At 67.2% G+C, this 23,465-nt stretch carries 19 protein-coding genes; 7 read left to right on the forward strand and 12 right to left on the reverse strand.

Annotation, left to right across the window (positions count from 1 at the left end):
* Positions 1-94: 94 nt before the first annotated feature.
* Positions 95-703 carry a hypothetical protein gene (locus tag ABZ404_RS21025; RefSeq protein ID WP_358831009.1) on the reverse strand — a complete coding sequence of 203 codons (609 nt, stop codon included), beginning with the start codon at positions 701-703 and terminating at the stop codon, positions 95-97.
* A gap of 137 nt (positions 704-840) precedes the next feature.
* On the opposite strand from ABZ404_RS21025, the gene ABZ404_RS21030 reads away from it, so the two are divergent.
* Positions 841-1,629 (forward strand): hypothetical protein, encoded by a 789-nt coding sequence (locus tag ABZ404_RS21030; protein ID WP_358831008.1) that lies wholly within the window; start codon positions 841-843, stop codon positions 1,627-1,629.
* A 195-nt stretch (positions 1,630-1,824) separates the two neighbouring features.
* Here the strand turns inward: ABZ404_RS21030 and ABZ404_RS21035 are convergent, their stop codons facing one another.
* From ABZ404_RS21035 to ABZ404_RS21045, 3 genes are all read right to left on the reverse strand, one after another.
* On the reverse strand, positions 1,825-2,400 hold the full coding sequence (locus tag ABZ404_RS21035; RefSeq protein ID WP_358831007.1) for a hypothetical protein: 576 nt from the start codon (positions 2,398-2,400) through the stop codon (positions 1,825-1,827).
* A gap of 836 nt (positions 2,401-3,236) precedes the next feature.
* Positions 3,237-4,004: a hypothetical protein gene (locus ABZ404_RS21040; RefSeq protein ID WP_358831006.1), complete on the reverse strand. Its 768-nt coding sequence runs from the start codon at positions 4,002-4,004 to the stop codon at positions 3,237-3,239.
* 303 nt (positions 4,005-4,307) lie between these two features.
* Positions 4,308-4,535 carry a hypothetical protein gene (locus ABZ404_RS21045; protein WP_358831005.1) on the reverse strand — a complete coding sequence of 76 codons (228 nt, stop codon included), beginning with the start codon at positions 4,533-4,535 and terminating at the stop codon, positions 4,308-4,310.
* A 1,016-nt stretch (positions 4,536-5,551) separates the two neighbouring features.
* Here ABZ404_RS21045 and ABZ404_RS21050 point away from each other — a divergent pair.
* A complete protein-coding gene (locus tag ABZ404_RS21050; protein WP_358831004.1) occupies positions 5,552-5,782 on the forward strand; it encodes a hypothetical protein in 231 nt (76 codons plus the stop codon).
* 333 nt (positions 5,783-6,115) lie between these two features.
* Here ABZ404_RS21050 and ABZ404_RS21055 read toward each other — a convergent pair whose 3' ends face one another.
* The 6 genes from ABZ404_RS21055 to ABZ404_RS21080 all read right to left on the reverse strand — a co-directional run bounded on the left by ABZ404_RS21055 (position 6,116) and on the right by ABZ404_RS21080 (position 12,350).
* Positions 6,116-6,244 carry a hypothetical protein gene (locus tag ABZ404_RS21055; RefSeq protein WP_358831003.1) on the reverse strand — a complete coding sequence of 43 codons (129 nt, stop codon included), beginning with the start codon at positions 6,242-6,244 and terminating at the stop codon, positions 6,116-6,118.
* Positions 6,245-6,314: 70 nt separating this feature from the next.
* Complete coding sequence (locus tag ABZ404_RS21060; protein WP_358831002.1) at positions 6,315-9,539, reverse strand: RHS repeat-associated core domain-containing protein; 3,225 nt, start codon at positions 9,537-9,539, stop codon at positions 6,315-6,317.
* An 827-nt stretch (positions 9,540-10,366) separates the two neighbouring features.
* Entirely contained in the window at positions 10,367-10,543 is a 177-nt protein-coding gene (locus ABZ404_RS21065; RefSeq protein ID WP_358831001.1) for a hypothetical protein, read from the reverse strand.
* A gap of 589 nt (positions 10,544-11,132) precedes the next feature.
* Entirely contained in the window at positions 11,133-11,396 is a 264-nt protein-coding gene (locus ABZ404_RS21070) for a hypothetical protein (RefSeq protein WP_358831000.1), read from the reverse strand.
* Positions 11,360-11,671 carry a hypothetical protein gene (locus tag ABZ404_RS21075; RefSeq protein WP_358830999.1) on the reverse strand — a complete coding sequence of 104 codons (312 nt, stop codon included), beginning with the start codon at positions 11,669-11,671 and terminating at the stop codon, positions 11,360-11,362. Before ABZ404_RS21075 ends, ABZ404_RS21070 begins: the two co-directional genes overlap by 37 nt.
* Before the next feature lie 67 nt (positions 11,672-11,738).
* Positions 11,739-12,350, reverse strand: a complete 612-nt coding sequence (locus ABZ404_RS21080) for a hypothetical protein (RefSeq protein ID WP_358830998.1) — start codon at positions 12,348-12,350, stop codon at positions 11,739-11,741.
* 444 nt (positions 12,351-12,794) lie between these two features.
* Between ABZ404_RS21080 and ABZ404_RS21085 the strand changes: the two genes are divergently transcribed.
* Entirely contained in the window at positions 12,795-12,947 is a 153-nt protein-coding gene (locus ABZ404_RS21085) for a hypothetical protein (RefSeq protein WP_358830997.1), read from the forward strand.
* A 293-nt stretch (positions 12,948-13,240) separates the two neighbouring features.
* Complete coding sequence (locus ABZ404_RS21090; protein WP_358830996.1) at positions 13,241-13,606, forward strand: hypothetical protein; 366 nt, start codon at positions 13,241-13,243, stop codon at positions 13,604-13,606.
* A gap of 717 nt (positions 13,607-14,323) precedes the next feature.
* Here ABZ404_RS21090 and ABZ404_RS21095 read toward each other — a convergent pair.
* Both ABZ404_RS21095 and ABZ404_RS21100 read right to left on the reverse strand, forming a co-directional pair.
* Complete coding sequence (locus tag ABZ404_RS21095) at positions 14,324-14,731, reverse strand: hypothetical protein (protein ID WP_358830995.1); 408 nt, start codon at positions 14,729-14,731, stop codon at positions 14,324-14,326.
* Positions 14,707-18,231, reverse strand: a complete 3,525-nt coding sequence (locus tag ABZ404_RS21100; RefSeq protein ID WP_358830994.1) for an ALF repeat-containing protein — start codon at positions 18,229-18,231, stop codon at positions 14,707-14,709. Before ABZ404_RS21100 ends, ABZ404_RS21095 begins: the two co-directional genes overlap by 25 nt.
* Before the next feature lie 393 nt (positions 18,232-18,624).
* Between ABZ404_RS21100 and ABZ404_RS21105 the strand changes: the two genes are divergently transcribed.
* The 3 genes from ABZ404_RS21105 to ABZ404_RS21115 all read left to right on the forward strand — a co-directional run bounded on the left by ABZ404_RS21105 (position 18,625) and on the right by ABZ404_RS21115 (position 23,292).
* Entirely contained in the window at positions 18,625-19,146 is a 522-nt protein-coding gene (locus ABZ404_RS21105) for a hypothetical protein (protein WP_358830993.1), read from the forward strand.
* A 157-nt stretch (positions 19,147-19,303) separates the two neighbouring features.
* A complete protein-coding gene (locus tag ABZ404_RS21110) occupies positions 19,304-20,788 on the forward strand; it encodes an FG-GAP-like repeat-containing protein (RefSeq protein ID WP_358830992.1) in 1,485 nt (494 codons plus the stop codon).
* 704 nt (positions 20,789-21,492) lie between these two features.
* Positions 21,493-23,292: an FG-GAP-like repeat-containing protein gene (locus ABZ404_RS21115; RefSeq protein WP_358990673.1), complete on the forward strand. Its 1,800-nt coding sequence runs from the start codon at positions 21,493-21,495 to the stop codon at positions 23,290-23,292.
* The last annotated feature ends 173 nt before the right edge of the window (positions 23,293-23,465 follow it).

Consider the following 23,465-nt stretch of genomic DNA (forward strand, 5'->3'; position numbering starts at 1 on the left):
ATGCCTGTCCGTGTCCCTCGGAGACCGGAACGGCCAGAGGGTGCCCCTATGACTTCGGGCAAGTCTCTGTTGGGGTGGTGGGAGGCTCGGCCACTCAGTCTCCCGTGGTGGTGTCAGCCTCGGGTGGTAGATCCAGCCCGCAGTGGCGTCGGGGGCTCGGACTGCCGGACAGGTGTGTTTGGCGGCGGAGTTCCAGGTCGGACTGGTTGGGGTTCGTGGAGCAACCCTGGCATTCAATGATCAGGGGCAGCGTATAAGGCCGGGGATAGCCCATCTGCTCGTACTTCCTGGTCTGCGCGTCGACCAACTCCAGGGCGCGGAGGCGGCCGTGTGCTTCCAGCCGCGTCACCGCCGTGCAGATCGTGATGGCGTGGGTCTGGACCGCCAGAGCCAGATTCGCCACCGCGCGGGTGAAGCCAACCTCGCCTGCTGCGACGCGGCGTACCGCGGCGGTCTCCGCGAACTCGGTATCCGCCGGCTCCAGCGCCGCCACCGCGTCGATCAGACGCAAGGACATGGGCGGCTCCCCCGGCTGTTCGAAGACCTCGTCCTGCCTGATGACCGCCCAGGCCAGCACGCGCTCAAGCTGGTCGGCTTCCATGCCGGTGGGGCAGGCGGTGATCCGGGCGCGGTCCTGCGTGAGGTAGGAACGCGCCAGATCGGCCGCCTGCCACATCGCTTCGACCAGCTGCTGAGCGGACATGCACGACGCCCCCACAGACGACCCGGCCGTTCGCATGCTCCAGGCCCTCTCCCGCGCGTCCCGGCCTGATCCGGCTACAGGTAGAGTCACGCTCTTCGGGCCCGAGCGGCCGGAGTCCCGGTGAGGCACCACTGACCATGACCGAACGCGCACCCGAACCCGGCCCGGCCGCCCGCGCACGGCTCGACCGGGCGCTGGACCGGCTGGCCGTCACGTTCCGCGGGATGACCGCCCGGGCCGACGAGGTTCAGTGCGACTGCCACTGGGGCAGCCCGGAGGAACTCGCCCTGCTGAAGCTCCCCGACACGGAACTCGACCCCGACCTCCTGCACCGCACCTGGAACACACCCGACTGGAACGACCACGGCGCCGTGCTGCGCCGCGTCCTGCCGCAGTTCGCCCGCGAACTGACCGCCGGCCTCGGCGCCCACGCGTACGACATCGACAATGTGGGCACCTCCTTCCACCGCGCCGCATGGCAGCAGTGGCCCGCGCCGCAGAGCGGCGCCGTACGGGAGTTCCTGCACGCCTGGTGGGCGTACACCCTCCTCACCCCGGACCCCGCCGTCCCCGTGCACGAACTCCTCCCGCTGTGCGCCGAAGCCTCCGGCGACATCGGCCCCTGGCTGGCGGTCTGGGAGGACCTGCGCCACCCGGTCGCCGACCGGCACCTCTGCCACACGGTCGCCCGGTGGGAACGGGACCTCCTGAAGGACACACTCCCCTGGTGGCCCTGGCGCGTCTGGTCGGAAGAGGAAACGGAAGACGTACGGACTGAACTGACCGCCTGGCTCGTACGCGAGGCCCCAGCACGCCTGCGCGCCACCGGCGCGCCCGCCGAACTCCACCACGCCGTACGCCTGCTCGGCCTCACCCACGCCGACCGCTGGGACGACCCGCACGCACCACGCCACCGCTACACCTGACGCAGCAGCCCCGGCCCACCCCACGACCCGCCGCCCCAACTGCGCCGACCAGCGCCGGGGCCAGGGCGGACAGCGGGCCGGGGCCGATCACCGCCCGGCCAAAGCCGCCTTGCACGGTGTCGGCCACACCCCGTCGTCGGCGATCAGCAGCCTCTTCAGGGTCGCTTCACCGGCCCGAGCAGCTCGGCATACGGATCACTGCTCTTCGTGGTAGCGCATGCACTCCCCGCTCGCGTAAACCGTGGGGTCATCCGCGTACCAGGCCTGCTGGAGGGAAAGCTGGATACCGTGATCGGTGGTCTGAATCCCCGGCAGGCCCGGGCGGCCGGGCCGGTCCCGGGCCGGCAGGTCCTTTACCGTCAGGCCCTCGGCCTTCCAGCCTGCGCGGAGATGGGCCAGAGCCGTGAGGTAGTCGGCGCGGGTCGCGTACCGCAGCGTCCAGCTGTAACGCGGCTCGCCGCGCGTGACGTTGCCTTTGTCGAAACCGAAGTCATCGACACAGGAGGTGCTGTCTTCCTCGTGCGCTGCCGCCTCCGGCGTGGCACCGGGCCCGGTGCCCGCCAGCTGAGCGGCGGGCCGCAGCCGCGCGACGGTGTCCATACCGGCCTGCTTGGTACGTACCCCGTGCTCCCGGTAGTCGGTTGCCGAGTACACCCGGCCCCCCAGCGATGAGCAAGCGCCGGTGAGGGACATCGCCAGCAGCAGGGGGAACCCCACGATGACTGCCCGGCGGGCGCGGCGCGGCAAGGAAATCATGTCGGTCGTCGGCATACGGACGATCAAACCCCCCAGGCCACCGCCGCAACACCGCACACCTACTCAACCCGCCCCTGAGTACCCCACCGCGTCACTTTTGGGGAGCTGCAAGCCGTCGTCCTGGGCCTGGCCACGCGATCGAAGACGACACGAGCAGCACGGCACGAGAAATGGCCCGCTACGGGTCTCCGGATCCGCCGCCCGCATCCACGTCATCACCGATCCCGACCCTACACAGCATCGCCCTACCAACCCTGCCCGATGATGCTCTCAGCCTCTCGCCGGCCACAGGGGTGCGACAGTCGACGCCCCGGACCGTCGATGCCGTACCGCCCGTCGAGAGCGGTGTTCTGTGCGCAGGGCGAGGGAACGGTATGCGGGACGAGGCTCGGTCCGGCGGTGGTGTCGGATTCGGCCGCGTCAGCTGAGGACGCCGAGAACGACGGTCACGACATACGTACCGTAGGCCTTCCAACGGTGGGTCATGCGGCAGTATCGCCGCGGCCGCTTCCGCCCGTGATGGGGAATGAGTACATCGCACCACTTGCACGGCAGGTCGCCGTGATACCTGCCGTCCTCCCCCAGCCGAGCCCGCTCCATGTCGCGCACCCTATCGGGCCGGCACGAGAGCACAGCCCCGGCTTGAGCGGCCTCGGCCCGCTGCCGTTGGTGCTGCTCCGAGAGCCGCAACGGCGTGATCCGGGCGGATGTGGCACTCCATCCTGCCGGTGGAGAACATGCCGAGTCTGGCGTCCGGTGGGCGAGCCACGGTTCGCCTCGTGTCCCTAACTCCCCTGGACGCGCGTCCAGCCCGCCCGGGGGCCGGGGGGCTGGGGGGTGATGGCCGGAATTCAGCCTTCTGCGGCTTCGCGGAACGCCGTGGTCTTTCGAGCAGCCTCAGAGAGTTCGGTCACATCCGTGAGAGTCAGGGCGCCGAGAGTGGATGCGTCGCTCCACGCGCAGATGACGGTCTCCCCCGTGAGACCGTCGCGGTATCCGCAGCTCAGGCGACCGCCCAGCGGACCCGCATCGAAGGAGGCCACATCGCGTGCTTTGGCGCCGGCGAAGAAGTTGCGGAACTCCTGGGTGATCGAGTACCTGCGCTTCTCGGCGCGAAGTTCGGAGTCCCACTCCACCGTATTGACGAAGAGGACCGCGTGTACCGAGGCGTCCGAGCCCTTGCCGTAGTACCAGCGCTTCCCGGCATGGGACGTGCCCTGCGCCGCCCCGGCGCGTTCTGCCTCGTCGCCGGTCAGGAGCCGGTATCCGGCGACCTCCTGCGGGGCCGTGACCACACGCGACGCGGGGGCTCCCTCCGCACCTGTCGGTGTGGCGCCACTTCGCGTCTGCGCGGCGCGTGCCTCGGGATGGTAATTCCCGGCGGCGATCACGGTGCCCACGGCAGCGACCACGACCATCACCGCGACCACGACGGCACGACGCCGCCGGTCCGGAACCGACGACTCGCCGTCGACACTCTCCCTGCGGGCTTCCGCGCCCCGCCATGACGCGGACAGCTTCCATACTAGGAACATCACGGCCGCCGTGACCAGCACGACGCCCATCACCTGGCCTGCGGCATAGCTCTTGGACGTCTGATCGATTGACAGCAGGGTCATGTGTGAATCGTATATTCGGTCCTGGAGGCGCCCGCCCGCCTGTCCCCAGGGAGCCGGCGTTGGCCGGTGAGCAGGTCCTCGGACGCCCGCGAGGCGAAACTGTCTCAGGCCCCACTCGGACCTGCCCCGCGTGTCAGGCCACCCTCTCCCTTGAAGAAGTGTCGGCCGGCGATGTGGCTTCGCGTGCCGCCAGCGGGTCCTGGCGCTCATCGGTCCCGCGGTGAATGTACGGCTCGCCCTTCTGGTCGTGGGCGGCGAGTACGTTTACTCGGGCCGTCGTTGTCGGAGTTGCCGTGCGGACCGTCAGCGGCGGGTGAGGCGGCTCGAGCCGAAGCTCCCCGTGACGCCCGCATGCGCGTGCAGCGCCAGCACCTCGCTGCGTACCTGCTCCACTTCGCGGCGTGCCTGCTGCTCGATCAGTCTCCCCTCGACCTGTTCGGCCGAACCACGCCGCCCGCGGCGGCCCACCACGGCCACCAGGCCTGCGACAACGACTCCAAGCCCCACCATAAAACCCGCCAACGCGCCCATTGCTCCCCCGTCCCCGCCAATCAAGAAAGCTCACCCTACGCAAGATCCCTCCCGACAACGCCGTGGAAACCGGACACAGTTGCCTCGGAACGCGCCGTTCGCCGTGGGCAGCAAGCCGTACCGCTCGGACTCAGGCACGGCACCCCACCATGGGCAGCGCGCTCACCGCCGACGGGCGGCTGCCCTCCAGTCGCGTTCACGCCAGCCCCGGAACCTCTCGGCGCGCGCCAGCCCACCGGCGGCGGCAGGACGAAATCCAGGCCGAGCTGTCAGAACCGGCCCCCTGACCCGGCTTCCCGGCCGATCAGTCGTTGATCGGACCTCAATCGGTCGAATCCCTCCTCGAACGAGAACACCCCGTACGGTACGGGTCGTACTTGGAGTTCGCTCCCCTGCGCCGAAGGCCGCCGACCTTCGGGGATGCCCGGGGGGGGGAACCAGCGGCTGCTCGGAAAGGGTCAGGGTGTGCCCGCAAGCGCACGGGGCTCACCAGCCGCGCGCCCATACGGCCGGGTAGCCCAAGGCCCTCCGAGGTCCATGGCCATCCATCGGGCGCGGCGGGCTCCGGAGGTGGCCGACTCTGCCCAGTTGGTCGCCGAACGGGCTGCGGCAGTACAGGACTTGCCGTCCGTCGCGCGCCCGGGTAAGAAGGCTCGCGACGGACGGCACACGCAGGTGCAGGGACAGGGCACTCGGGGTGACCCGGAAGCGACGGGCGATCTCGACTGTGGGCAGTTGCTCGTCGAGAAGGGCGAGAAGTCTCGCCCTGGTGGCGCCGAGCAGCGCCGCCAGGGCGGCGGTTGCGTCAGGGCGGGTGCCGGGGTGCACAGCGTCGCCACTCCACGGGTTGCGTAGGACAGCACCGGCGGTTCCTCCGGGCTGACCGGGGGCGCGGGCGCGGGCTTATGGGCGAAGACGGCGGGCGGGGCAGGCGGTGAACGGAACCGGACAGCGCCAGCGCTCAGCAATCATCTGAGCTCCGGTGACCCGCTTGAACCACCGTCGTTGACCACGCCATGAAGACCAACATCCTCGCCACCGCCGGCCTCGCCGCCGTGACCGCGCTGCTTACTGCCGCTCCGGCCCACGCCGGTATCGCCGACGGGACCCTGAACAACTTGGATGTCCTCGACCACATCTCGGCGCTGAACTCGAACATCAACAGCGATGTGCAGAGCCTGCTGAACAACAATGCGAACACCCGCGCCGACGGCTCGAAGAACAACGCCACCGGCCAGCACGAGTAAACGGCCTCCGTACCAGCTGTTCGCCCGGCTTGAGGTTCGTGGCGTCGACCCTCTGCCTGCGAGGTCGTCGTCCGGCAGTCTGTCGGCTGTCGGCCGGTGCAGGCATCAGGTGATCTCCACCTCCACTTCCACAGCAAGCCCGTTTTACCCGTACTCACCGTAGCCGGGGATAGCCGTCCTGGCGGTGAGCCGCGCTGCCCTCGGTGAGCGCCACATCATCTGGTGCGGCACACCGGCCAAAACGATCGGCCTGACCGGACAGGCCGTCGAGCGAGCGCAGGAAACCTGGCTCACGCTCCGTCGACGGCCCGATGGAGCAAGGGGATGGATCCGTTACTTGCCGCGCCCCCGCTTCGCCCTGCCATAGAGGACCATGGCTCCCAGCACTGCGAGCGCGACCAGCACGATCACCAGTCCTGCCGAGCCGTCGGGATACCAGCGGCCGGCCCCTACTACAAGCATCTTTCCTCCTCTGAGCGGGTGGGGTGGGGTGCGCAGACCGTGTGCACCCCACCCCACCGCGCTGGTGTGATCAAGAAAGACCGTTCTGGACCTGATTTCCTGCGTACTCAGAGACGGTGAAGCACGCGGCCCCCACCACGAAGCCGCCGGCTCCTCCCGTAGGAGCTCCGGCCGCTGCTGCCGCCGGGACGCAGGCGGAACCGAGCGCAGCTGAGACACTTTCACCAGCCAGTACAGCTGCGAATGCCCGGTAGTTGCCGCCTATCAACGCCGCTCCCGCGTCCTTGAACGCTTTCACGCCCGTGGCGCGTCCCGCCCATTTCAAGGAGCCCCGCAACGCTCCGTCGACGGAGAAGAGCCCGTCGGGATCAATGCGATTGGCCGGGTCGCCCTCGGCGTAGAGGTAGGGGTTCTTCTCCTGGCCGGAGGGATCGGGCTGGGTGAAGCGGCCCAGGGTGGGGTCGTAGTAGCGGGCGCCGAGGTGGTACAGGCCGGTGGGGTCCTTGTAGCCGGCGGCGAAGCGGTAGGGCTGGGGGATCTTCTCCGTGGTTGTGCGGTCGGCGCCGCGGGGGGTGTAGGTGTAGCTGTTGACCTTTGTGCCGGTGTCGTCGGTGAGCGCGATGACGGAGCCGAGCGCGTCGGTGAGGTAGTAGTACGAACTTGCGCCGGTCGTCATGGAGTTGAGGGTGCCCTGGGGTTCGCGGTTGAATCCCGTGTCCACGCCGCCGGTGCTGGTGCCGGCCAGGCCCAGGGGGCCGTTGTGGAAGTAGGTGTCGCCCAGGCGGATGCGTTCGCTCTGGTCAGTGGAGGCGTACTGGCCGGTGAAGGTCTTGTTGCCCGTGGTGAGGGAGGTGAGCTGGGAGAAGTCGGTCCATGTCTCGCCGGTGCGGGTGGTCTCGGCGGTCGGGGCGCCGGCGGTCTCGTTACCGGTGGCGTCGTAGGACCAGTTGGTGGTCGAGCCGTCCTTCGCAGTGAGCTGTTGGGCGTCGTTGTAGGTGTAGGTGGTGCGGCTGGGGCAGGTCTGGTTGAGGACACCGCCCTCGGAGGTGGTGTTGCCCGCGCGGTCGTAGCAGTACGCCCACACGACGTCGATGCTCGGTGCTCCGCTGGTGTCCGCGTCGCGGGTGACGGTGAGGCGGCCGGCTCCGTCGTAGGTGTAGGTGGTCTGCCTCTTGGCCGCGGCGTCGGTCAGGGTGCGGATCTTGGTGCTGTCCTTGGTGCCGTTCTGGTAGGAGTAGGCGAGGTCGACCAGGGTGCCCTTGGGGGATGTTGCCTTGATGGTCTGCGGGCGGCCGGACTTGTCGGGGTTGACGGACTGGACGGTGCCGCCGGGGTAGTTCGTCTTCGTGCGGAAGTCGTTGTTGTCGTAGGCGTACGTGGTGGTCTTGCCGGTGGGGTCCTTCAGCTCCCTCAGTTTGTTGACCTCGTTGTAGATGTAGGCGGTGACGGCCGCGGGGTCGCTGTAGGTGTCGACGTTCCCGGCGGGCGTGTAGGTCAGGCGGGTCTGGGAGCCGTCCTGGAGGGTGCGGACCGTCTCCCGGGAGAGCGGGTCGAAGGCGTACTTGATCACCCCGGTGCCGTCCGAGCGCTGGACGAGATTGCCGTCACCGTCGTAGGCGTAGGTGACGGTGTCGTGGGTGGAGGAGACCTTGGTGACGCGGTCGCGGTGGTCGTAGGCGTAGACGGTCTTGATGCCGCGGCCGTCGGTGACCGTCTCGGTACGGCCCAGCGCGTCGTAGGTGTAGGTAGTGGGGCCCAGCGGGGCGGGCGGGGTGGCCTTGTCGAGGTTGCCCTTGCTGTCGTAGTGGAAGGCCGTCGCGACCGACTTGCTGTCGGTCATCTTCGTCGTTGCCTTGCAGGTCTGGCCCTCGAAGCCGCCACAGGTGGGGTTGGAGGGGTTGTAGTCGAAGGTGCGGGTCGCGCCGCCGGTGCCGGTCTGCGCGACGGAGAGGGTATTGCCGGCAGTGTCGTACTTGTACTCGGTCTTCTCGTCATCAGCGGTAGTCACAGTGCCGGGCAAGTCCGTCCCGGCGATGGTTTGGTAACCCGCAGCGGAGGCCGTGGCTCCGGTGGGCAGCTTGGCGGAGGTGGGGTTATTGCGGCTGTCCCAGCCGTAGGTGGTGACGTTGGCACCGGTGCCGTTCACGCCCATCGCGTCGGCGGCGGTGGCCAAGTTGTGGTTGGCGTCGAACGTCTTGGAGCGGGCGTGCTTGAGGGCGTCGGTGACCTTGGTGACCGAACCGTCGCCGTCATGCTCGTACTGCGTGGCATGACGCTCGGGGTCGGTGACCGTGGTCGTACCGGCCGCGGTGGGAGTGTCGGCGGTGTACGCGTACGTGTAGGTGGGGCCGGATTTGCCGGTGCCGTTGAAGCCGGTGGCACGGAGCATCGAGGTGAGGCGGTTGTGGTCGTCGTAGGTGAAGACCGTGACGCGGCCCTCGGGGGTGGTGATCTTGGTGATGCGGCCGGAGGAGTCGTAGCCGAAGACGGTCGCCTTGCCCTCGGTGTCCGCGGTCTTCACCAGGTTGCCGGACGGGTCGAGATCGAAGACCGCGGTGCGGCCGGTGTGGTCCTTGGCCTGCCACTGCGAGGCGTCGGTCTTGAGCAGGTCCACCCAGCGTCCGGAGCGGGTCTCGGTGAGCTTGAAACCTTTCTGCTCGCCGCCCTCGTCGTGCTGGGTGACGGTGATGGTGCCGTTGTTCTTGTCGGTGACCTTCGTCAGACTGCCGTAGGTGTTGTAGGTGTCTTTCGTGCCGCTCTTGCGGTCGGTGAGGGTGTAGGTGCCGTCGGCGTTCTTCTTCAGGTCCATGGAGTAGCCGGCCGGTGTTCTGAGCGTGCCGTCGCTGTTCTTAATGAAGCTCAGGGTGGCCCCGGTGGCGTCATAGAGGATGACCTCGCTGGTGAAGTCGAGGTCGAGGTAGCGCTCGTACTCCTGCCACCAACGCTGCGTCACCCGCCCCGACGGCGCGTCCAGGGAGTTATAGGTACGGGCCAGGCGCAGCTTCTGCCCCACCCCCGCGACCTCGAAGTCGGTGGCCGCCAGCATGAGATTGCCGGTCGAGTAGTCGACGCGTGCTACCAGGGAATCAGTGATACGGAAGTCGGAGATCTGATGCCAGGGGACCGCGCCCTGGCCCTCGGGGACGTATCTGTTGACGGCGGTGTCAGCACGTCTCGGAGCGGCAGAGCCCGAGGATGTGGCGTGCTCCTTCTGGACGCGACGCCAGACGGCGGCCTCCGCTGACGGCTCCTTCTCCGGCTGTGTGGCGACCGGCTTGTTCGTGCCGGTCTTCACCGGCGGCGCCTCGAAGCGCGGGCTCTGCTTGCCCCACGCCGATGCAGGAGCCGGCGCCGCTGACGCGGTGGCTGCCGGTAACGGGGTCAGGGTCAAGGCGCCCGCAATGGCCGCGCCCAGTACAGCGAGCGGGGTCTTTCTCATGCGGGCACGCCGAAACGGCGTGCCGCTGGCACGTAAGGACATGCGACTTCCCCCCAGCAAGACGTGAATTCCGGGAACCCGGCGGCACAGCGGCCACCGGAGCCACACAAGCTGCCACAGAAAACCGCACAAGCGGTCGGTTATACCCCGAAGGACGATGGGCACACCGGGCAGATCTGGTCTTCGCCCACCTCGGAGCGAACAGCCCCTCCTTGCTCGCTCCCGGCCGCCATCAGGGCAAAGCCCCAGGTACATGCCTCCGAGGCATGCGTCGGTCACCAGCGGGGCCAGGCAGTCAGCAACGGCGCATTCCGCACCCACTGCGCCATCAGGCCTACGGGCGGAGGCGGATCAAGTGGCCAGGCCCCCGAGGGCAATGACGCGAGCGTGTCCACCAGGCGTCCATCGTCCTGTTCGCGCGGGTGCGCCCATGAGCTCGAAACTTCCCAATGCCCGCTGGAGGGGAGGCTCCCTTGCCTGCACCTGCCGCCGTTCCCCTGGTGCCCCCACCCTCGGGAGGGGCCGGGGAGTCCCCCACAGGACTGCGCCCAAGGGTGGCTCTATCTGCGGAAGCAGACAGGGCCACACCGTTCGAAACGCGCCTGGGCCATCCTGTTCAGCACCATCCACCAGCCCGTAGGAATCTCCGGTGAATCGGCTGGGTTACGGCTCTGGCTAGTGCGTCAGCGCTGGCTGTTCTTGACCGGCCAGTGCAGCAGATCCCTGATCCGCCACCACAGTCGGACGGCGCGGGCGGTCTCGGTGGCGTAGCTGGGGCCGGCCGAGTTGTTGTCCGCGCTGCGGCCCAGGGGGGTGCCCTCAGGTGAGTACCGCTTGGGGACCTGTTCGCCTTCGCCCATGCCGTCTCCTCTCAGGGGTTCGGAGCCCTGGTTCCGCACCCCTTGCGCAGGTCGTTGTCGGAGCGGGTCTTGGGGCCCCAGCCGATGCCGCTGGCGTAGCCCTGCATCACAGGGTAGTAGGTGTAGGTTCCGCCGCCGTCGTTGCAGCCGACGTGCTGCCCGGTCGTCGCCGACCAGTAACCAGCCCGGGAAATGGCGCGAACCTCCCGACCACCGAAATGGCCGTACCGGCACCACGTCTTCGAACCTGACCATCGCACAGTCCATCAGGGGACGCCGCCAACGCCTGCCTGCGGCATCCACGCACGACACCTCGACGTACGGCGCGGACCCGTCCGTCCCAGCCGGTACGGCCACACAACCCTCAGCGTGCTTGCCCCGCACGACTAGGTTCGCTGTCGAAGAAGTCGAAACGGCTGGGTTCGTTGTCAAACGACTCGACTGGATGACAAGGGACAGCCCTGTCCCGTCTCAAATGATCTGGTCTGCGGGTAGGGCTGTGACCTGCGGCGACCAGATCGATTGAGACGCCGATAGGACGAGAATCTCAGGTGATCTGGTCTCGGGCGGTTGGACGCTGGGTGTTGTCTCAGTTGATCTGGTCCAGTGGTGCGGTTTCGAACTGGGACCAGGGCCGGGTGGTCAGCCACGACTGGTGGTCCCTGAAGATCCTGGCGAGGCTGTCCGGCTGCTCTCGCGCGTCGAAGAACTCGGCGAGGAGTCGATGGAGAGCGATGACGGCCTCGGTGTCGGCCTGGGGCGTGAGTGGGTGGATCCAGCCGCTGGGGGCGAGGTGGCGGACCAGAGCCGGCCAGGTCAGGTTGTGGTCACGTCGAGTCGGACGGCGAGCCATTCCCGGAAGCCGGTGAGCATGCTCCCGGAGGTGCTGGCGTCCAGGCCGAGGATGAAGGCGGTAGTCGTGGCGAAGGTGCCGTCGAGACCATGCCTGGCCGGCTCCCTGCGAACGGCGGTCACGACACCCTGGTAGTGCTTGAACACGCCGAGATGGAGGGCCTGTTGGGATTCGGTCAAGGGGTCGCCGGACGTGCTCCGGGGGTGGCTGGTCATGGTGCCCCGGTTCTTGAGCGGGTAGCTGGACATGTAGCGGTGAACCGTTCCGTAGGACACGTCGGCATCGTGTTCGTCCAGCAGCCGCTCAGCCCGGAGGAGACGAGACGTCCGACCTCTCGGACACTCACGCCGGGCTGGAGAGAGGAGCCCGAAGCTCCACGCGGAGGCAGATCGAGGTGTCGATGGGCAGTCCCGTGCTGGAGTAGCGAAGCTCTTTCGAGTAGTTCGCGATGAGGTCGAGATCCCGCAACTGCCGCTGCAACTCAGAGGTTAGAGCTTCGTCGGAATCAGGGACGAGCTCGTCTTCTTCCTGCTCGGCGAGGTACTCCAGATGTTGATCAACGGCTTCCACCGCCCGGCGGCTGGTCCAATTGGCGAAGTCGTAGCAGCCGAACAGGTAGGCGTGCGCGGCATACAACGTCGCCGTCGCGGCCGACTCGTCCGCATCATCGGGCCCGTCCTGGCCGTCGTTGTGGCAGTACTCGCTGAGCATGTACTCGGCGACACCACACTTCACTGCTGAGAAGGCCGTTGTGTCGCCGAGGACGCCCTCCCATACAGAGTTCAACAGGGGGCGAAGGCCGACGGTGAACGGCGCTTGTTCGTCCTCGGGAAGGGCCTCGTGCCAGCTCATGAGCCGTTCCGCGACACCGGCAGTGAACACGCCGCGTTCGCCGGCCGGCGTCGCCTTCAGCCGCTCCTCCACCAGCACTGAAAGCTCTTGCCACGTGTCCATACGAGCCATCCCCGAGTCGTGAAACCAGCGTGATCACGCCAGCAACGGCGATCATCGCATCCACCAGCGACAACCCATCAAGCGCGGATCCCGCCACGTACAGCGAGATACAGCTGACCCGGCTTCCCCGCCCACGGACCAGATCAACTGAGACGCTGAGCAAATCGGGCCAGATCAACTGAGACAGGAACCAGATCGCTTGAGACGGGACACCCGACCGCCAGACACCCCACTGACCTGCACAAACACCCCGTTGTGATAGCACCCGGCACCCGACTGGGCAGCACAATCTGCAAAAACGACAGCGCGAACCCCGCACCCACCGTCAGCAGCAGGCCGCACTCCCACCAGCACAAACACCCGTCAGATCACTGACACAGCAGCACCGAACCCACCACGACAAACCCACCAAAATCCCCACTGCGCCGCCAGATCCAGGCCCTGGTGGCCGGAGTTCTCACCCTGGCCGCCGCGTTCGCCTTTTACGTCCTGCTCGAACACCCCGCAGCCATTCCCGCTCTCCAAGCCGTCGGCGCACTGGCCGCCACCGCGGGCGCTATCTACGCGTTCGCCAAGCTCGTCAACCCCCGCCCATGACCTGTCGGCTGTCACGTTGGACTCCGCCACGGGGGTCAGCCGGGCGCGCCGCAGGTCGCGGGAGACCTGTCGCGCCGACAGCCCAACCCACGCAACAGCTCCCAGGCGCCCGCCGGAGAGCCCGCCGGAGAGGCCCGCCAGCCTCCGCCGGGACAGATCCGGCCTGGCGGATGTCCGCGAGCGCCTGGCGGAGTCCTGGCGGGCGCTTCACGGCGTCGGCCCGGTTGGCGCTGCGGCTGAGGGCGCGCCTCGTTCACGGGCACCTGCCAGTCGGACCACTCCACAATCCCGCCGTGACGCTGTACGAACACGGACAGGTAGCCACAGCATCCACCCGTGCACTCGGGCTCACCCAGCGCTACACGTCGTCCCTCGCCGGTTGCCCAGAGGGGATACTGGCCATCGACCGGCAATGCCTCCTCGGCAAACGGGCCGCGGCCTCCCTCTCCGATCGCGGCTGCCAGCACTTCCTCGCCATCGATCCGGAAAGACATCTTGGCAACCCATCGGGGGCCTGGTGGCAAGACGCTGATCTCGAGCCAATTGAACACCCAAGCACCCTATGGGAGTACTGGCCACCACAGTTCCGCTCCCACGGCCACAGGATGTGGCCCTCTGACCACCATCAGTCGACCTCAGAGGAGATGAACGCTGCCTGACGAGGCACTAACCAGCGGGATCGGCGCGGCGAACGCTCAACAAAATCGGATCCCACCAGCTTCGCCGGAACCTGCGAGCGGGATCGCCGCGGTCAGCAACCGGCACGCGAGTCAGGCTTACCAGCGTTCAGGAATCTCAGAGCGGGCACCGCGACAGCCACAAGGCCGCCCTCGCCCCGGCCTCCCGCTGACCCCCCGCTCCGGCCGCTGGGACCATCACAATCCCGGCGGCCCCGTCGAATGGCACATGCACCGACGTCAGCGTGCCCCCTCATCCAGCGTGAGCGGGCGCTGTACCACCACCTGCCGGGCTAACCTGCGGTCTTGCGACCGCGAGGCAAGCGGCAGGCTATGCCCGGTCGCGGACGGCCTACCCGGTGCGGACGACGAAGACGGCGAAGATACAAGGAGCGGGACCCACGACGACGGTAAGCGACCTGTCATACCCGCCAGCACACCCCGTCGCGCCGATCCAGAGCACAGGAACGGGCATCCCCACGACAGCCAGCAACAGGTGTGCTACGCCTAACTTTCAGGCTATGACGGCAAATTAGTCACATCATGACAGCCAAGATCCAGACCGCAGCACGGTAAACAGGCAGCTCAGCAAACACCCACCGCGTCACAAACCACTGCCGACCAACCCGCTGCCACCACCCCGACCATTCACAAATAGGAGTGGCCCGGAACGAGAATGCCCGGGCCACTCCTATTTATCTATTTTTGCCGAGTCAACGACTCAAGAGCATTATGCGCAGCCATGACAACCTTCCCCCACAAAGGAGATGCCAAGATTGTCTCGTCGGGCGCATCTCTTCCCGTGCCGGATAGGGCTGCATCAAGGCATGCCCCCAGTCGCACCATTGATTGAGCCTCATCTTCCGAGGCCAACGTGTAGCCGATAGCCGCGTGAGGGTTGTCAAGCACCCCAGCGTCATCGAGAATGTTCACGTTAAGGGTGAGATCCTCGAAATAGCCCGGCCTAGGATACTTCCGCTCAACCCATACTCGCTGTTGATGCTCGGGGTCAGAGAGTGCACGGACAGCCGAGATAACTTCCGCTCTCATCTCCGGCAGCCTCACATATACGGACGGTTTGTTCACGGGTGGTTCCATGATTTCCATTTGCTCCACTCTTCGAGCGGAATGTGGGCTTCACGAGGGTTTTCCTTGATTGATCCAGTGATGGGCTTCCCATCCCTACCGATGATTTTACCACCAGAGTTAATCACGACATGATCCACCTGCTGGTAAGGCTGGGGGTTGCTGGGCTCACCCTTGTCGATGCGAACCCCATTTCCCTTGCCGTCATTCCACCGAACTCCGATACCTTTCCTATTGCGGGCTTCATACTGCTTCAGGGAGTCGGGTACCTTGTCTCGAGCACCTTGGCTCAGCCATTCGTCCGCCGCGCCCGTCGGAGTGTTCTCTGCCTCGCGAAGCGCCGTCCCAAGCCCATCACTGAACCGGTCGACGCCGTCAGCAGTGGTGTACCCGCCGCCCACGATAAGTCCGGTAGAGGCAGCAATAGCGGGGGCCCCAACAAGACAGCCGACGCCTGTAAGGCAGATGGCACCTCCACCGACATCGCCACTCGCGCCACCAAGCATCATCACAACGCCGAGCGCTGATTCACCAGCTCCGGTCCAAACATCAGAGTTGGTGAGAATCGCCTCACTGTAGTTCCCTATGGTATTTGCTGCGTGCTTCATCCAACCCGGAACCCACTTCCACCGGCCTCCTCCGCCGTCGCTGGTAGGTTCGTCCGCGCCGTAGTCCTTATCCCAGGCGTCAAGCGCCTGCCGGCGTTGTTCCTCTTCGGCACGCTGTTTAGTAACAGCGACGAGAAAGGCCTCCACCTCTGCCTGATGGGCCGCTACAGCGTCTTTGCCGGCCGCCGTAGCAGCAGCTCGTGCCTTATTGGCAGCACCCCAGGCGACGTCGGCTGAACTGCGCGCCCAGTTCGCCGACCGCTGCGCGTCCGCCGCAGAGTTGACTGCTCGCGTCGCCGCCTCCCGGGCATCAGCTTCGGCCTGGCGAGCGGTAGCGGCGGATGCGGCGGCGTTGGCGGCTGAGGTCTCAGCTTCCTTGGCTGACAGCTGAGCCTGCTTGGCGAAGCCGTCCGCTTCCCTGGCTGAGTCCTTGGCCTGCTTGGCGTACTCGTCTGCTTCGACAGAAGCCCTACGTGCATTCGCTGCGGCCTCGTTCGCTTCAGCAGCATCCTTCTGTGCGTTGGCAGCGACTCGGGCGGCTTCCGCTATCAGCTGCTCCACCTGCGCCACGTGAGCGGCCTCCAGCTGATCCTTGCGCTGAGCCTTGTATTGCCCGCTCTGGATGAAATTATGGAGGAGATCGTCTGGGCCTTCGAGCGCGATGCGGGCGGCCGCCTTGAGTTCGGGGCCACCAACGCTGACGAGTTGGGTGGCGCGGACGCGTTCGTCTTCCGTACGGGCGGCATATTGGCCACTGTTCAGAAAGTCTCGATACGTCTCGACGTTTTCGGAGTTGAGTGCTGCCCTGCCGGTGTCCTTGGTGACGGGGCCGCCTGTTGAAATCAGCTGGGTGATGTAGAGGCGCAGGTCAGCAGCCATGACCTGGTACTGGCCTGTGCTCAAGAACGTGGCGATCTTTGAGGCGTCACCCTTGAGCGCTTCCTCCGCTCCAGCGCGGACCTGCACGGAGTCGGCGCTGGCCGCCAGATCCTCGACCTGGGTCCGGTCGTCTTGTTCCTTGGCCTCTCGGCGGCCAGTACGCACATATCCAATGATGCCCGCGTCTGCACTGGCAAGGGCTGCCTCGGCGGCGGCACGGCTCCACGGGGCGGCAGACTTCAGCGTCTGGAAAGCAACGTTGCGGCCCTGGGCAGCGATGGCTTTGGTGTCGGCACCGGCCTGCGCCGCTGTGGTTGCCAGCGCCTGTGCTGCGGTATCGACTTCTTTGGCCTGCCTGCTGGCGGCTACCTGGTCAAGAGCCCGCTGGTCGGCTCGGTCCTTGAGGTCCTGCGCCTGGGCAATTCCGCCATTGATGCGAACAGTCAGTTCCTCTGCATCCACCTTGCGTGCCAGTGCGTGCACGGATCTCGCCTTGGCTACTGCTGCAGTGGCTTCGTCTGCCGCTGCCTTGGCTGCCTTGGCGTGGGCAGTGGACTTGGTGGCCGCTGTGGAGGCTTCCCCAGCGTGTGCTGCCGCCTCTTCAGCGGCGGCGGCTGCGTTTTCTGCGTGTGTAGCTGCAGAGTTGGCTGCGTCACGGGACTCGCGCGCCGCTGAGGCCGCTTCACGGGAAAGGCTCTCAGCAGCGTTGGCGGCACGAGTGGCTTCTTTGGCGTGGCGCTTGGCCGAGGCGGCCGCAGACGCGGCTTCACTGGAGTGAGCACCGGCTCGGTCTGCCAAGTTGCTGGCCTGGCTGGCGGAGTCGGCTGCGTTGTCCGCGTCGGCACCCGCGCCGGCTGCGGCTCGTGCCGCGTCTCCCGCCGCGGAGGCAGCGACACCGGCCTGGCCAGCAGCATCGGCCGCCTCCCGGGCACCCTTGGCCGCATTACGGGCGTTTTCGGCTGCCTTGCGCGACGATGCCGCATTGTCGGCGTTGATCGAGGCATGGGCTGCGGCAGTCTGAGCGTCCGCTGCCGCCCGTGCGGCTCCGGCGGCAGCTGCCGCCGCCTGATTGGCCGCGTTCGCGGCAATGCGGGCAGAATTATTCGCGGCACGGGCCGCAGCAATGGCCTGCTGAGCTGCGGCGGCCGCCTGGCTGGCCGCAGTCGCCGCCCGGCGTGCGGCGAGCGCAGCCGTACGGGAGTCGCTTGCGGCCCCTGCCGTCTCGGCGGCGGCCTTCTTTGCCGCCTCCTTGGCCATTTGCGCGGCTGCTACGGCGACCGCCGAGGTGGCCTTGGCGGACGCGGTCTCTGCCGCCGCCTGTCGGCCTGCCTCGGTGGCTTGGGCAGCGAGCTGCGCGACCGTGGCGTACTCCTGGTCGCGGGCACGGGCGACATACTGTCCCACCTGCAAGAACTCACGGACGTCGGCAGCGCTGCCACTGACGGCGAGCCGACCCGCCTTGCGGACGTTGGGGCCGCCCGTGCTCACGATCTGGGTGAGCTGAACGCGGTCGTCCTGTTCCTGCTGCTCGTACTGCCCACGGTCGAGGAAGGCCTTGATGTCAGCGGCGGTGCCGTTGAGAGCGGCCCGGCCGGCCTCCTTGACCTCATTGCCGCCCGTGCTGACGATCTGTGTGACCCGGACACGCTGGTCCTGCTCCAGGGGCGCCTTCCAGCCATCCCTGAGAAAGGCCCTCAGCTCGGCGTCGCTTCCGTCCAGGACCTTCCGGACGGCATCCTGCAAACTGCGGCCCCCGACACTGGCGATCTGCGTGACGGCGAGCTGGTCGTCCTGCAAGGCGGTGGGTACGGCCACCACGTCCAGGAAGTGCTTGACATCGTCATCGCTGCCGGTCAGGGCCACTTCCGCATAGGCCTTGATACCGGGGCCACCGCTCTTCCACAGCTCCAGGACACGGCCCCGGTCGGTGGGCGGAACAGCGCTCGGAGTGTTCGCGCTTACACCACCCTCGTCTGCCGCGGCGGGGGCGGATCCGAGCAGACCCATCACGAGGGCCAGGGGCAGCAGGCTCAAGCACAACGCACGTATCGCGTGCCGCACCTGCCCTCCGCCGACTGGGGCATGAAGTCTTTGTCTCAAAACACACTCACTTCTCTTACCGACACGCGTAGTTGCCGACTGTCGGGGTTCGGAGCCGTGAGCATAACCGGTTCCCTTTACAACCTCTTCACCTTACCCAGAGATGCCCGACAGGGCGGGCAGGCCGAGTTGGCGGGAAATATATTTGATGGTTCATCAAAGTCACTCCGCTCAAGGTCGCGTGACACACATCACGCCAGGGGGGATGGCGGACTGATAACCGGAGGCACGGAGTGCCGGGTACCCTCCTTCCCAGGGGGTTTACTTTTTTATTACATGCGCCAGGGGGGTGCGAGAGCGCGCTCACCCCTGCCCGAAAGGACATCGGTGACTTCTCTCATCCGTAAACTGCTCATAGGCGGAGCCGCCTGCACGATGGCACTCCTCGCCTTGCCGTCTCTTGCCTCGGCCACGTCCTCGGCGCCGAGGTCAAACGCGGCCGATACCGAAACTCCGCCTTCGTCCGTCGAGCGGTTCGCCTACCCGGACGCGGCGAAGGTCCTCGCCGAGAAGGGCATCAAACTCATCAAGGGCGACGGGCACCTCCTGCTCGCCGACTGCAACGCATCCGCCCCGCAGATCAAGGTCAGGAGCGTTGCCGACCAGACCACCGGCAGAGCACCGTTGTACTGCTTCACAGCCAGCAGCAAATCTGGATTCCTCGCGCTTGAACTCCCGCGGGTCACTTCGCTGGAGACTGCGGACCACCCCATTAGTGCCAACCTCACTGCCGATGGGCTGACCAAGACCATCGACGTAGCCGCAGACGATTTCAAGCCGGTGGGTGAGGGCGATGTCCCCTCAGGTGCCAAGCGTTCCACGCTCGTCGAACTACGTATCACCGGCTGAGCAGCCGCATACCCACCATTCCTCTGCCACACGCATAGGACCGACCACCTCACGCGCCCGTGGGACGCATACGAACCGTCTCCTGCTCCGCGCCAGCACCTCAGCTGCCCTTCAAGGCATTCGGGTGCCGAGAAGAAGAACCTGTTAGGAATCCCGCATGTCTTCCAAGAGTTCACGCGCTGCGTGGACCACTGCCCTGCTCGCCGCCGGCATGGCTGCTGGTCTCCTCAATGCCTCCGCCGCCACCGCAATCGCGGGTGCCGACGCCGCCGACGGCACATATGCATTTACCGCGAAGCTGAACATCGGCGACCGGGCCGCCTGTTCCGGCGCCCTGGTCGACGCCCAGTGGGTCATCACCGCCGCGACCTGCTTCAGTGACGGCGGCAAGCCGGTTCTGGCCGGCAAGCCCGAGGTCAAGACCACCGTCACCGTGGGCCGTACCGACCTGGCTCAGGCGACCGGCAGTGTGCAGGAGGCCGTCGAACTGGTCCCGCGCCCCGACCGTGATGTGGTGATGGTCAAGCTCGCCCAGCGCGTCCCGGAGAGCGCGGCCAAGCCGGTCAAGGTCGCCGCCAGGGCCGCGGCGGAAGGTGAGCAGTTGCAGGTCGCCGGGTACGGGCGGACCAAGACCGAATGGGTGCCCAACAAGCTCCACACCTCCGTCTTCACCGTCGCCTACACCGACCCTGCCTCCGTGGGGCTGAACGGCTCCGACAACGCGGTGATCTGCCAGGGTGACGCCGGCGCTCCCGCATTGCGTGGGACCGGTGCCGGTGCGGAGATCGTCGCTCTCAACATCCGTTCCTGGCAGGGCGGCTGCCTGGGAACCGACGAGAACGAGAAGCGCACCAGCGCACTCGACGCCCGCCTCGACGACCTCGCGGCGTGGGTGAGCACCGTGGTATTCCGGGATGCGGCCGCGGCCCCGGCCATTACGGTCGCCGGTGACGACAACGGTGACGCAGTCACCGACCTGTTCACCGTCGCCGCGGACAAGACGCTGAGCGTCCGCAGCGGCGCCCGCAACGGCTTGTTCGCCTCCGCCAGACAGCTGACCGGCGGATGGGGCTTCGGCCAGACCACCGCCGACGACTTCACCGGTGACCGTCTGGCAGATCTGGTCGCCACGAACGCCGGCGGCGACCTGTTCCTGTGGACCGGCAGCAGCAGCGGTACGTACAGCTCGCCGAAGAAGCTGACCAGCGGGTGGGAGTTCACCCAGACCACCGCCGGTGACTTCACCGGCGACGGCAAGGCCGACCTGGTCGCCCGCACCTCCACCGGCGAGCTGCGCCTGTGGCCCGGCAACGGCAGCGGTGCCTTCGGTGCTCCGCGCAAGCTGACCAGTGGCTGGGAGTTCACCCAGACCAACGCTGGCGACTTCACCGGCGACGGCAAGGCCGACCTGGTCGCCCGCACCTCCACCGGCGAGCTGCGCCTGTGGCCCGGAAACGGCAACGGCACCTTCGGCAGCGCGCGGGCGCTCACCAGCGGATGGAACTTCACGCAGACGGTGGCCGGCGACTTCACGGGTGACGGCAAGGCGGACCTGGTCGCTCGCACCGCCGCCGGGGAGTTGCGCCTGTGGGCCGGCAACGGCAACGGCACCTTCGGAAGCGCCACCGTACCCGGGCAGTAGCACCCGTACCGACGGATCAGATGCCCTGACCGATGCGGAGCAGGGGTGTCCGTGTGCCTTACGGACACCCCTCACGGCTCTGGCGCTGCAGTCGTTCTGCGGCGCGTTGTGCCCTTGGCATCGTCGCGGCCGCACCGAGCAGGCGCACCTTCGCGTCGTAGCGGCTCTCACACCGAGCCGCAGGCCATCCATCCCATTCCTGCCTTGGAGAGGCGAGTACTTGTTACCTGTCTCAACCCGCAAAAGGAGAACTGTTCATGGGCACCCATCGCAAACCCCGGGACCGGCGCAGCACACGTGTGCGCGCGGCGATGGTGGGCATGCACACCGCTGGAATGTCCACCGCGCTGTTCGCCTTCGGCGTGCCCAGCCAGGCAGCCGCACAGCCGTCACCTGCGGGGCCGTCCGCACCCGACGCAGTGCCCTCCCCCGCGCAGTCGGCCGCCCCCGACGCACAGCCCTCACCCACGGCACCGTCGGTGACCGCCGGTCAGCCCTCGCCCGGACGGTCGTCTGCGGCTGCCGGCCAGCCTTCTCCCACGAGGCCGCCCACAACTGGCGGACCGCACGCGCCCGTTAGGGTATCCGCGGCTGCCGGTCAGTCCTCAAGTGGTGCGTGGACACGGACTTGGGGTACAGCCCTTGCCACTGCGGGCCCCGCCGCCGAGTCGAAGGTCACCGGAGGGCAGACCATCCGCATGGTGGTGCACACCAGCATCGCCGGCAGGACCGCTCGCATCCACCTGGCCAACACCTTCAGCACGGAGCCCGTGACGATCGGGCATGCCACGATCGCCCGCCAGGACAAGGGGGCCTCGGCCCTGGGCACTCCCGTCTCGCTGACGTTCAACGGTTCCCGCCAGACCGAGATCGCGCCGGGCGCCGGCGTCGACAGCGATGCCGCGGCGTTCCCGGTCAAGGCCGACGAGAACCTCCTGGTCACTCTTTACCTGCCCAAGCCGGTCACGGCGGCTCCGTACCACGAGTACACCCTGACGACGTCCTACGCGTCGGCGCCGGGGGACACCGCTGACCGTGCCGCGGCCAGCAGCGGTGCGAGCTTCCCCGCACGCTTTGGCAACTGGGCCTACCTCAGCGGACTGGACGTCACCGCCGGCGCCGGTGGCGGCACGATCGTGGCGATCGGTGACTCGCAGACCGACGGCGGCCACACCACCCCCGACACCAATCGGCGCTGGATCAACGACTACAGCCGGGCCCTGCAGAGATCCCCGCACCCCAGCGGCATCGTCAACGCCGGGATCTCCGGCAACCGGCTCCTCACCGACAGCACGGGATCCCGTGCCTCCTACGGCCCCTCGGTACTCAACCGGTTCGACCGCGACGCCCTGGCCCAGCCCGGCGTCCGAAAGGTCATCATCTACGCCGGCGTCAACGACATCCTCTACAACAACGCCACCAGCCAGGCTCTCATCCAGGCCATTCACGACCTCGCCCAGCGCGCACACGCCGCAGGCCTGACCGTGACCGTCGCCACCATCCCCCCCTTCAGGGGTGACCCCGACTACACCGCGGCCAAGGAGCAGATCCGTCAGGAGTTCAACGACTACATCCGCACGACCCGCGACATCGACAGCTATGCCGATTTCGACCAGGCCACCCGTGATCCCTTGGACCACACCCGCCTGTTCGCCGGCTACTACACCCGCGGCGACGACCGCCTCCACCTGAACGACAACGGCAACCAGGCCATGGCCAACACCCTGGCGCCTGCCCCGGCCACCCGCCCCGCCCCCCACTTCACCCAGACGAGAGCGGCCGACTTCGACCGCGACGGCACCGCGGACCTCCTCGCCCGCGACAGCCGCGGCACCCTCTACCTCTGGCCCGGCAACCAGGACATCGACGCCCCGAGGCGCGGCGACGGAACCTTCGGACGTGTACGCCGCCTGACCGATGGCTGGAACTTCACTCAGACCACTACCGGCGACTTCAATGCCGACGGCAAGATAGACCTCATTGCCCAGGACTCCGCCAAGAACCTCCAGCTGTGGACAGGCCGGGGCAACGGTGCGTTCGACCGCGCCCGCCGCCTGACCGGCGGCTGGAAGTTCACCCAGACCACCGCGGGCGACTTCAACGGCGACGGCAAGATAGACCTCATTGCCCAGGACTCCGCCAAGAACCTCCAGCTGTGGACAGGCCGGGGCAACGGTGCGTTCGACCGCGCCCGCCGCCTGACCGGCGGATGGGACTTCACGCAGACCACTGCAGGTGACTTCAACGGCGACGGCAGAACCGACCTCGTCGCCCAGGACAGCCGAAGCGACCTCTGGATCTGGAAGGGCAAGGGAGACGGCACCTTCCGCGGCAAGGAACTCCTCAGCCGCAACTGGGCCAGCACCCAGACCACCGCAGGACCCTTCCGCGGCCCGGGCCGTGACTACCTCATCGCCCGCAGCGACACCACTGGCGACCTCAACCAGTGGATTACCACAAACCCGCAGCTCACCAACCCCCTCCGACTCACCGACAACTGGTAACGGCAATATCAGGGCCGAAGTTCTTCCCCTCCTGCCTCAAAGACCCTTCCGCGTCGCCCGAACTCTTGGGCTCTACCGAGCGATACACCCGTGCCGGGCAGCGTCCCTGCCCGGCACGGGCGCTCATGACCGGATAGCCCTGGCGAGGCTGCCACACGCCGGCCGTACTTCCG

The sequence above is a fragment of the Streptomyces sp. NPDC005878 genome (genome assembly GCF_040629815.1).
Lineage (GTDB): Bacteria > Actinomycetota > Actinomycetes > Streptomycetales > Streptomycetaceae > Streptomyces.